The organism is Terrisporobacter sp. (assembly GCF_017888745.1).
GTDB lineage: Bacteria > Bacillota > Clostridia > Peptostreptococcales > Peptostreptococcaceae > Terrisporobacter.
This window is the reverse complement of sequence record NZ_JAGHFM010000286.1, coordinates 1-8,303: the sequence shown is the minus strand read 5'-3', so window position 1 is coordinate 8,303 and position 8,303 is coordinate 1. Positions and strand designations below refer to the sequence as shown.

Here is an 8,303-nt window from a genome sequence, read left to right as displayed (position 1 = left end):
TAATATCTTTCCTTCATGTATAAGTTTTATCTCTTGCCCCATTATAACATTGTATAATATTCCCTCTATTACTTTTAAACATGTGTCGCACTCGTAGTCAGAATTATACCTAACGGGTATCACTATTCTTGTATCTAATTTCATATTATCTCCTCCTTGGATAAATACTATCTTTTATGAATAGTTTTCTATTAAAAACTTTTCTATCACTTCAACTATATCTAATATCGTTGAAGTATTTGTATTTTTTATTTCGTAATTAAATCTCTTATTTACCACAACCTTTTTATCTTCACATCTATATGATTTATCCCATATCGTTAATTCAAGTTCTTTTTTATCCTCATTATAATCAATAGCGAGTCCAACACTTCCCCATATTCCATATACAATCCCACTTACCGCTCTCATTACTGGTTCATCTATTTTATTCCATATATTCATCTATTTATCACCTCTATGTATACTTTTCCAATTCGCGCCTGCTACAAATCCAATATAAAATGTTATAAGTAATAATAATATTTTCATTTAATCACCTATCCCTAAGTAATGTTTTATGCTTTCTATTGCTTTTTCCGAACTCCAACATACATTTACTTCATATCCTGCTCTAGTAAGTCTCTCAATCCATTCTAGTTGGTTAGGAGTACATTTATTTTTACCCCACTTCATTTCGATAAATAATCCTGCATGTTCTCCATTTGGATATGCTAAGAATAAATCTAAAACTCCTGCTTTTACACCTTGCTTCTTTAAGTTAGCGGCTTCTATCTTATTTCTATAGCCACCATTTGGTATAGCAAATATATTTCCAAGTGCTGGATATTTCTTTTCTTGCATTTTGCACCATTGAATTACTACTGCTTGTTCTTGTGCTTCTCTACTTCTCATATGCTTCAATCTCCTGTTTCCTAACTTCTCTTTGTGCCATACTTATTGCTTGTCCTATTTTATATCCTACATTTACATATTTTTTAGCTAGATTTACTACATTAAGTATCTCTTTGTTTTCTTTCTTAGATCTTTTCATTTGTTCCCCCTTATTCAACTAACTCTAATCTATCTCTATTAGCAAATATATACTCTTGTGCTCCTTCTTTAGTGTTCCATGTAAGTATTTTGCCCTTTTCACTTACAGGCATTTCTTTACCTTGATAACTTATAAGCACGTTATATTTATTAACTCTATTTTTAAATACCCTAGCCTTTAACTTAGTCATTATCTATCCCCTCCTAATACTCATCATTTTCTATAAATACATCTTCACTTTCTCCAAAGCTGTCTACAACTATATTTTCATATCCTTCACTTATTCTCATCATTAGAATTTCAAAATCATTTAGATATCTTAAACTTCTTATACTACCGATATTTTTATAATTACTAGTGTATTTACTATTTTCGCTTGGCTTATATGATTGAATACTAAATTCAAACTTTAGGTTTTCATCTTCTTCACATTCAAATGTAATCATATATGTTTTCCAACTGCTCCAGCTGCTACTTACATCTTCTACATCAAATCTAGTTCCTATATACCCACCTTCAAAATCAAATTCCAGATCATCTTTATCAACATTATTTTTGCAATATTCATTCCATTTTTCAAATATATCAGTTAGTTTGATTTCTTTTATATCTTCACTTTTCATTAAGCTTTGAAAGTTTTCTAATAGCCTTCTATTTTCTAGTGTTGAACTCTTTAAAACATCAACTAAAACACTATCTAGTTTTACTATGTACTCAGAGTAATCGTAATTTTCTAAGTAAGGTATCATAACTGATTTAACTTTTTCTTCTACGACTTTTTTAACTTCTCCACTCCAGCCAAACATATCACTTATTGATTTTTCGATACATTTTTCTAATTGTTCTGCAATTACTTTTTCTATAATTCCTTTTTCAAGTTCTTTAGATATACAATCTTTTATATTATTTTCTAAGTTACTCATTATTTTCTATCCTCCGAATAAGTATATATTTTAAATTCATCTTTTGCTCTTCCCTGTATCATATTACCGCAATCACGACACTGCGATACTACACCCAGCCTTTTAACTTGCAAGTACACTACAGTACCGCCACACATAGGGCAACAGCATTCCTTTCCTCCTAATATCCTCTTCATATGTTCACCCCTACATTATCATTTCTCTAAGATTATTTAATGCTGCTTTCTCTAATCTTGATACTTGAACTTGAGTTACATTTAATACTTGTCCAACTTGTAATTGAGTTAGATCATTGAAGTATCTTAACTCTATTACTTTTCTTTGATTTTCTTTCAGTTTTTTTAATTTATCTTTGATAATCATTCTATTTAAGATTTGTTCTTCTGATAAGTTATTTTGATTTTCTAATGCATCAATTTGCATTATATCTGTTCCATCTTTTCCTTCATGATATACTTCATAAATACTTTTATGGCCATCTATACAATTAAAAACTCGTCCTAGCTCTATTATTCCCACACCTATATTTTCACTAACCTCTTTCAAGGTAGGTTCTCTTAATAATTTTTGTTGTAATTCATCCCTAGTTCTAAGTGCTTTATTATACAAAGTCTTATCAACTCTTTTTATTCTAAATGGCTTATCTTCTCTACGATCTCTTAAGTATTGATATATTTGACTTTTTATTGACCAAGTTGCATATGTACTAAATTTAAGATTTCTTTCTACTTCAAATTTATCAGCTGCCTTCATTAAACCAATACTTCCTTCTTGAACTAACGATTCAAAATCAACCTCTTTCAAATAATTCATAAATTCATAAGCTATCTTGTAGACTAAATTTATATTACTAGTTATAAGATAGTCTCTCGCTTCTTTATTTCCAGCATGTGCTATTTCAAATATTTCTTCGTTAGTTTTATTTTTAAACAAGGTAATACCCCCTTTATTTACTCATCTTTTGTATTTTATATCCAAGTACAGTTTTAGACTTGCTGTATCTAGCATAAAAAGTATTATAATTAATTTCTAAAAATTCTGATATTTTATGAAGGTTTGTAAACTTATAAATTTCATTTGTTTCAATATTAGTAAGTTTATATTTATTTTTTTCTTTATTCTCTTTTATCGACTTTTGGTTTACCAGTTCATCAGAAATAGTAAAATAATATTTCTTTCTAGATATGTATCCTTTTTTAATGTACATTGATATATTGCATCTTTTAATTTTGAACTCTTTTGCTAAAATTTCTCTATCTGCATATATCTTTATATCTCCAGTTTCAAGATCTATTATTTTTACTTTATGTTTTCTTATTTCTTCAAAAGACATATCCCTACAGTCTATAATTTCATCTTCAAAAGGTTTTAATCTAGCTAACCTTGCTCGTCTAAGTTTATCTTGATTTTCTATTGCTGCTTTTCTTCTATTTTTATCTGATTGTTTTATAACTTCAAACTTCTTAGCATTTTTATACCAAATTTCTAATTCTGTTTTACCTCCTTTAGATCTAATTTCTTCTATTTCTTTTACTCTCCTTACTTCTTCCTCTTTATCAAACAAGTGTGAGAAATTAACTTGAATATTATTGTTAGTTGTATTTAATATTGCTGCTAATAGAGCATAATAATTTTCTTTTGTTGAATAAGAAGAATTATTATGTCTAGCAGAATACTGTTGCTGTATCAACATTTTTAATTCCCCCTAACTCAAGAGGAATTTAATCCCTCTTGAATATTTTTAACTAAATTTGCATATACTGTTATTATAAATTTTTAAATTTCTCGTTATTTAAATATCTATAATACATAACTCTATCTTGCACGATAGGGTTATTTGGCTTTTCATAGAGTTCTTGTTCCCATGCCATCAAGATTTTATCTATTGGATAATTTTCTTTTAATTCATAATCATCCCTAATTGCACCTATGAGATACCCTATCTTATTTTCAAGTCTTTTATTTTCATAAGTTAGAATTAATTTTTCAATTAAATAGTAAATATCTTTATTCTTTTTTAAAAATTCATTCTTAATAGCATTCAGTTCTTTAAAAGTTGTATCAGGAAAATATAACTTAACTTTATCAACAACAATTTTCTCTATCTCTTGTTGTTGCTCTGTCTCTATATCTTTCTCTGTCTCTAAATCTATCTCTTGCTCTTTCTCTTTCTCTTGCTCTATCTCTGTGTAACAATTTTCTTCATTTAAGTAACTTGAGGGTAACTCTGTGGTAACATTGTTACCCTCACTTAGTAACTTTTTTTCTTTATCTTTTTCCCTTTTATTCCTCATTAATTGAGCTTTAGATGTCTCACTCCCTACCATATTTTGCAACTGATTCAAATATATTTCTCCATTTTCTAATATTTCTATTAAACCTATATTTTTGAAAAGTTCCATTGCAACTCTAACTGTATCTGTATCTGTATTTGTAATTTTAGATAATTGTTTTACATCATATGGAACTAACATAGTTCCTACATTTCTTATTAATAATCCATCTGTTTTTAAAGATTTTAAGCATAATTTTAAATAAAACAAGCAATAATCTTTTCCATTTTCCTGTTCTTCAATCCAGCTTATAGTATCATCCTCAAAGAAATCTTCTTTAAGTTTTAACCAGTAATATTTTTTAGCTTTAGTCATATTAATCACCTGCTCTCTTGTCTTTTGTTTTATCTAGAGAAGAGGAATAAATCCTCTCCTATAATAAAGTTTCCTGCACTTCTATATCGTCTATATTATCTTCTGTTATTTCTGTGTACTCTACATCCTGTATGTTATCTTCTGTATTCTTTTTAGGTTCATATTTTGCTAATAGTTCTAATACTTCATCCGCTTCTTCAAATTTTAATTCTTTTAAGCAATATCCATTACTTGTGCAGAAATATTCTAATTTAGATGTATCTTTTACATTATCAAAACTGAATAGGTCCTTTTGTGCTGCTAGTGCCATAATCATATTCTTTTGCTTATTACTAGCCATTCCTGGTATTATTTCTTTATCTGAAAGTTTTATATCTACTCCCATTTCTTCCTGCTGATATAGTCCTCTAAGTTCTTCCGGAAAGGCTTCTCTTAATGCTTGAGATTGAGCTACTTTTCGTATCATAGTTGCACCTTTAATAGACCACATAGAATTAAGTTTTCCTTCTTTTGTCTTTTGAGCATATTCTTCAAAACTTACTAAAGCCTTAGTTGGGTAACTTTTGTCTTTTAAATAAACCTCACACCAACCTCCTACAACTTGCTCTCCTGGTAACTTTAAAGAACCTTCTCTTTCTTCTACTTTTCCATCACCGTTCAATACTACAATTCCAGCCTTCATTCCATCGAAGTTAGGATTAGCATTAGCTCTTTTAATAAATACATCTTTACCTACTATAATTTGCGCTGGTTGACTTCCGAATTTAACTAAATATGCGTCCTTAACAAAAGGGTTTAGTTTTTGAGCCTTGCATAGTTCTATAAAATATAAAACCTCTTGGTCTGTAGCTCCAGGAGCTATATAATTCTTTACTGTTTCATAACTTAATAATTGCCCTCCTGGTAGTTTGTACTCTGCTAAACTTAAAGCATTATTACTCATTAGTTGCACTCTCCTTTTTCTTTTGTTTTATATAATCTCTAAAGGCTAGAATATAAGCCTTATCATATTCGTCTATTACATCTTGTGAGTACTCATATTGATTTATATACTCTTCTAATTCCTCAACAGGCTTATATGTCTCTAAACACTCCTTAGCGCCATCTAAATATCCATATTTACTGTCTACATCAGCATTATATGGACTTAATAATTGTGCATATAGAAGTCTTGTCTCAAAAGTCGATTCTTCTGTTCTTATAAAATCCACAATTTTCATTTTGCATATAACTCCTTTTGTGGTATAATCAATCCATCAATCATTTTAAATTATTTTTATTTGGGTCCTTTTATAGGACCTCTTTTTTATATCAATCCAATACTAGGAATATTATCTTTAGAATATTCATATAATTTTGTATATTCTCTAATTTCTTGTTCTTTTAAATCCCTTAATACTTCTAATATTTCATCCATTATCTTACATTCTTCTTTATAAATCCTCTCTTGGGTTCTGTAAGTATGGTGCCATACTGCATCGAATTTATCTTCTGTATTAAAGACACTCTTGTGTTCTAATTTGTGTGCATGAGATAACTCATATAAATTTGAATATCTGTTCTTTTGACACTCTATTTTATTGCTTATTAGATCAATTACATCTAGATTATTCATTACTTTAAACCTCCTTATTTTTAGTAAGCACATAAGTTACATCTTCTAAATGGTCATAAACTGATGTAACGTAAGTTCCATTTTTTAATCTATAAGGAACTAATGATATATTATTTTTCTTACACATGACTTCTATTAAATTTATAACCATTTGCACTTCTATTTTTCTGTTATCATCTTGATTATTCATTAGTCACACTCTCCTTTTTTTCTGTAGTAGTACTTTTTGCATCTTTCAGAACTACAATGTTTGCATATAAAAGTTTTATGATGTTTTTTATCTTGACAGTTATAGTGATATTCATCCAAAGGTAAAACTAAATTACATACACAGCACCTTCTATAGCCTGTATCCTCATATCTTATCTTCTTAATGCGATAATAGTTTATTGTTGCATTTATGTTATTTATACTTCTACCAAAGTATTTCGCTATATCATTCGTGCTATAATCCGGATTGTTACAAAATTCCTCAAGTTTTTCTAAATCTTCAAGAGCCCAGCTCTTATTTTTTCTCATGTTTCCCCCTCTTACTTTCTAAATTAATTCCTCTATTGTTACATTTAAATATTCAGCTATTCTCTTAACTGTATAAACACCTGGATTTAAATTCTTTTTATCTAAGATTTTATAAATATTACTAACTGGTATATCTGCTTCTTTTGCTAGTTTATTTACACTTATATTTCTTTCTTTTAAAATTCGATTCAATTTGTCATTTATTGCCATTTCTTACCCCTTTCTGCTATAATTTTTTATATGGAATATTTTCCAAATATTTATGAAAGGTTGTGATTTTATGAGATTAAACCCTGATTGCATAAGAGATATTCTTTTAACTATAGAAGAAAAAACTAGTTTTCCTGCAATAATTGAGTATCCTGATGATATGCAGGTACCAAGATTAAATAATTATTCTGAGGAAGAAATTTTTTACCATTTATCTCAATGCGAACAGTCTAATTTAATTAATGGTCTTGATTTCCACTCAGATGGTTGTGTTATCTATGGTTTAACGCCAAGTGGTCATCGATTTATTGAAGATATACGTTTAGATACTACTTGGAATAAAACAAAAGAAATCTCTAAAAATATAGGTTCTTCATCTTTAGATGCTCTTAAACAAATTGCAACTGGTGTAATTACTGAACTTATTAAGAGTCAATTTCAACTGTAGATACAACTAATTTAAGTGTAAGCTCTGCTATTTTATTCGGTGCAGAGCTTTTAACTTCATAATCTTTAACACCTTTCACTTCTAAATTATCTAAATATATGTGGTTATTTTTTATTGTTAGTTTTGATATTGATTTAGAATCTTTCATAACTTACCTCCTTTTATCTTTTGTTTATTAATCTAAAAAGTTCTTCATGTGTCATATTTGGAAATAAACTAATTAGAAATTCTAGTTGTTCCTTTGTCATTATTATTTTCATTTGTTCCTCACCTCTTTTTTATTAATCAGTACCATCTAGCCAATCTAAAAATGATTTTGAAGGTATTCTGTATATATTACCAACTTTTATTACTTTGAACATATCTCCTCTTGTTAAAGCTTGTCTTATTAAGTCATAAGATGTTTTTTCACATACACCTAAAATTTCTTGTATATCCTTTGCTGTAAAAACTTTCTTCATTTTCTAATGTCCTCCTATGCTTCTGCTAATGCTAATACAGGTTTTAATTTATTTATAAAATATACTTGTCCTTTTCCGGTTACCTTTGGAGTTTTACTTATGCTTATATGTCCATCTGAATGACTTATAGTAGTTTCTTTTATTTCAAATAACCCTTGGTCCATACTCTTTTGAGTTGGCATATTATAATCTGAACCTTTTCTTTTTATCAGATATCCATTATCTCTTAACCACTCGAAGAATCTCTTCTGTCCTGTGTCCACTCCATTTTGCTTTAATATTTTTACAAGTTCTCCAACTAGTATTGATGTATGACTAGCACTTACTGCATCTGCAAATATTGCCTTTGGTTTTAATTCTTGGTTTTCTAGTTGTAATTTTTCGTTTTCTTCAACTTGCTCCACTAATTGAAGTAATGCTTCTTTATATGTAGTTGGTAAATTATT

Annotated in this window: 18 protein-coding genes; 1 reads left to right on the top strand and 17 read right to left on the bottom strand. The window is 28.6% G+C overall.

Annotated elements, in window-relative coordinates; translation table 11 throughout:
* Nucleotides 1-174: 174 nt before the first annotated feature.
* From J7G74_RS12880 to J7G74_RS12815, 14 genes are all read right to left on the bottom strand, one after another.
* Nucleotides 175-444, bottom strand: coding sequence for a hypothetical protein (locus J7G74_RS12880; RefSeq protein ID WP_297136064.1), 270 nt, complete (start codon nucleotides 442-444; stop codon nucleotides 175-177).
* 87 nt (nucleotides 445-531) lie between these two features.
* Nucleotides 532-894, bottom strand: a complete 363-nt coding sequence (locus J7G74_RS12875) for a VRR-NUC domain-containing protein (protein ID WP_297136063.1) — start codon at nucleotides 892-894, stop codon at nucleotides 532-534.
* Complete coding sequence (locus J7G74_RS12870) at nucleotides 884-1,033, bottom strand: hypothetical protein (RefSeq protein ID WP_297136061.1); 150 nt, start codon at nucleotides 1,031-1,033, stop codon at nucleotides 884-886. Before J7G74_RS12870 ends, J7G74_RS12875 begins: the two co-directional genes overlap by 11 nt.
* Nucleotides 1,034-1,043: 10 nt before the next feature.
* The gene (locus J7G74_RS12865) at nucleotides 1,044-1,223 is read right to left on the bottom strand and encodes a hypothetical protein (protein WP_297136059.1); all 180 of its coding nucleotides are present in this window, start codon (nucleotides 1,221-1,223) and stop codon (nucleotides 1,044-1,046) included.
* 13 nt (nucleotides 1,224-1,236) lie between these two features.
* Entirely contained in the window at nucleotides 1,237-1,956 is a 720-nt protein-coding gene (locus J7G74_RS12860) for a hypothetical protein (RefSeq protein ID WP_297136058.1), read from the bottom strand.
* A gap of 186 nt (nucleotides 1,957-2,142) precedes the next feature.
* On the bottom strand, nucleotides 2,143-2,889 hold the full coding sequence (locus J7G74_RS12855) for a sigma-70 family RNA polymerase sigma factor (RefSeq protein ID WP_297136056.1): 747 nt from the start codon (nucleotides 2,887-2,889) through the stop codon (nucleotides 2,143-2,145).
* A gap of 13 nt (nucleotides 2,890-2,902) precedes the next feature.
* Nucleotides 2,903-3,649: a hypothetical protein gene (locus J7G74_RS12850; protein WP_297136054.1), complete on the bottom strand. Its 747-nt coding sequence runs from the start codon at nucleotides 3,647-3,649 to the stop codon at nucleotides 2,903-2,905.
* A gap of 73 nt (nucleotides 3,650-3,722) precedes the next feature.
* Nucleotides 3,723-4,604 carry a phage replisome organizer N-terminal domain-containing protein gene (locus J7G74_RS12845; protein WP_297136053.1) on the bottom strand — a complete coding sequence of 294 codons (882 nt, stop codon included), beginning with the start codon at nucleotides 4,602-4,604 and terminating at the stop codon, nucleotides 3,723-3,725.
* Between the two features lie 58 nt (nucleotides 4,605-4,662).
* A complete protein-coding gene (bet, locus tag J7G74_RS12840; protein WP_297136051.1) occupies nucleotides 4,663-5,547 on the bottom strand; it encodes a phage recombination protein Bet in 885 nt (294 codons plus the stop codon).
* The gene (locus J7G74_RS12835) at nucleotides 5,540-5,824 is read right to left on the bottom strand and encodes a hypothetical protein (protein WP_297136050.1); all 285 of its coding nucleotides are present in this window, start codon (nucleotides 5,822-5,824) and stop codon (nucleotides 5,540-5,542) included. The genes bet and J7G74_RS12835 overlap by 8 nt, the downstream gene beginning before the upstream one ends.
* Before the next feature lie 86 nt (nucleotides 5,825-5,910).
* On the bottom strand, nucleotides 5,911-6,219 hold the full coding sequence (locus J7G74_RS12830) for a hypothetical protein (protein ID WP_297136048.1): 309 nt from the start codon (nucleotides 6,217-6,219) through the stop codon (nucleotides 5,911-5,913).
* Nucleotides 6,220-6,223: 4 nt separating this feature from the next.
* A complete protein-coding gene (locus J7G74_RS12825) occupies nucleotides 6,224-6,409 on the bottom strand; it encodes a hypothetical protein (RefSeq protein WP_297136046.1) in 186 nt (61 codons plus the stop codon).
* Nucleotides 6,409-6,738, bottom strand: coding sequence for a hypothetical protein (locus J7G74_RS12820; RefSeq protein WP_297136045.1), 330 nt, complete (start codon nucleotides 6,736-6,738; stop codon nucleotides 6,409-6,411). Before J7G74_RS12820 ends, J7G74_RS12825 begins: the two co-directional genes overlap by 1 nt.
* A gap of 18 nt (nucleotides 6,739-6,756) precedes the next feature.
* Nucleotides 6,757-6,948 (bottom strand): helix-turn-helix domain-containing protein, encoded by a 192-nt coding sequence (locus J7G74_RS12815; RefSeq protein WP_297136043.1) that lies wholly within the window; start codon nucleotides 6,946-6,948, stop codon nucleotides 6,757-6,759.
* A gap of 70 nt (nucleotides 6,949-7,018) precedes the next feature.
* On the opposite strand from J7G74_RS12815, the gene J7G74_RS12810 reads away from it, so the two are divergent.
* Nucleotides 7,019-7,396: a DUF2513 domain-containing protein gene (locus J7G74_RS12810; RefSeq protein ID WP_297136042.1), complete on the top strand. Its 378-nt coding sequence runs from the start codon at nucleotides 7,019-7,021 to the stop codon at nucleotides 7,394-7,396.
* Here J7G74_RS12810 and J7G74_RS12805 read toward each other — a convergent pair.
* The 3 genes from J7G74_RS12805 to J7G74_RS12795 form a co-directional block, all read right to left on the bottom strand.
* Nucleotides 7,374-7,544 (bottom strand): hypothetical protein, encoded by a 171-nt coding sequence (locus J7G74_RS12805; RefSeq protein ID WP_297136040.1) that lies wholly within the window; start codon nucleotides 7,542-7,544, stop codon nucleotides 7,374-7,376. The two genes, J7G74_RS12810 and J7G74_RS12805, sit on opposite strands and share 23 nt — an antisense overlap.
* 133 nt (nucleotides 7,545-7,677) lie before the next feature.
* On the bottom strand, nucleotides 7,678-7,857 hold the full coding sequence (locus J7G74_RS12800) for a helix-turn-helix domain-containing protein (protein WP_297136038.1): 180 nt from the start codon (nucleotides 7,855-7,857) through the stop codon (nucleotides 7,678-7,680).
* A gap of 14 nt (nucleotides 7,858-7,871) precedes the next feature.
* The coding region (locus J7G74_RS12795) for a phage antirepressor KilAC domain-containing protein (protein ID WP_297136036.1) at nucleotides 7,872-8,303 on the bottom strand (432 nt) is incomplete at its 5' end.

Excerpts from the sequence above, each read along its gene's own strand:
- J7G74_RS12880 (WP_297136064.1), bottom strand. The coding sequence starts at position 444 with ATGAATATATGGAATAAAATAGATGAACCAGTAATGAGAGCGGTAAGT.
- J7G74_RS12875 (WP_297136063.1), bottom strand. The coding sequence starts at position 894 with ATGAGAAGTAGAGAAGCACAAGAACAAGCAGTAGTAATTCAATGGTGC.
- J7G74_RS12870 (WP_297136061.1), bottom strand. The coding sequence starts at position 1,033 with ATGAAAAGATCTAAGAAAGAAAACAAAGAGATACTTAATGTAGTAAAT.
- J7G74_RS12865 (WP_297136059.1), bottom strand. The coding sequence starts at position 1,223 with ATGACTAAGTTAAAGGCTAGGGTATTTAAAAATAGAGTTAATAAATAT.
- J7G74_RS12860 (WP_297136058.1), bottom strand. The coding sequence starts at position 1,956 with ATGAGTAACTTAGAAAATAATATAAAAGATTGTATATCTAAAGAACTT.
- J7G74_RS12850 (WP_297136054.1), bottom strand. The coding sequence starts at position 3,649 with ATGTTGATACAGCAACAGTATTCTGCTAGACATAATAATTCTTCTTAT.
- J7G74_RS12845 (WP_297136053.1), bottom strand. The coding sequence starts at position 4,604 with ATGACTAAAGCTAAAAAATATTACTGGTTAAAACTTAAAGAAGATTTC.
- bet (WP_297136051.1), bottom strand. The coding sequence starts at position 5,547 with ATGAGTAATAATGCTTTAAGTTTAGCAGAGTACAAACTACCAGGAGGG.
- J7G74_RS12835 (WP_297136050.1), bottom strand. The coding sequence starts at position 5,824 with ATGAAAATTGTGGATTTTATAAGAACAGAAGAATCGACTTTTGAGACA.
- J7G74_RS12830 (WP_297136048.1), bottom strand. The coding sequence starts at position 6,219 with ATGAATAATCTAGATGTAATTGATCTAATAAGCAATAAAATAGAGTGT.
- J7G74_RS12825 (WP_297136046.1), bottom strand. The coding sequence starts at position 6,409 with ATGAATAATCAAGATGATAACAGAAAAATAGAAGTGCAAATGGTTATA.
- J7G74_RS12820 (WP_297136045.1), bottom strand. The coding sequence starts at position 6,738 with ATGAGAAAAAATAAGAGCTGGGCTCTTGAAGATTTAGAAAAACTTGAG.
- J7G74_RS12815 (WP_297136043.1), bottom strand. The coding sequence starts at position 6,948 with ATGGCAATAAATGACAAATTGAATCGAATTTTAAAAGAAAGAAATATA.
- J7G74_RS12810 (WP_297136042.1), top strand. The coding sequence starts at position 7,019 with ATGAGATTAAACCCTGATTGCATAAGAGATATTCTTTTAACTATAGAA.
- J7G74_RS12805 (WP_297136040.1), bottom strand. The coding sequence starts at position 7,544 with ATGAAAGATTCTAAATCAATATCAAAACTAACAATAAAAAATAACCAC.
- J7G74_RS12800 (WP_297136038.1), bottom strand. The coding sequence starts at position 7,857 with ATGAAGAAAGTTTTTACAGCAAAGGATATACAAGAAATTTTAGGTGTA.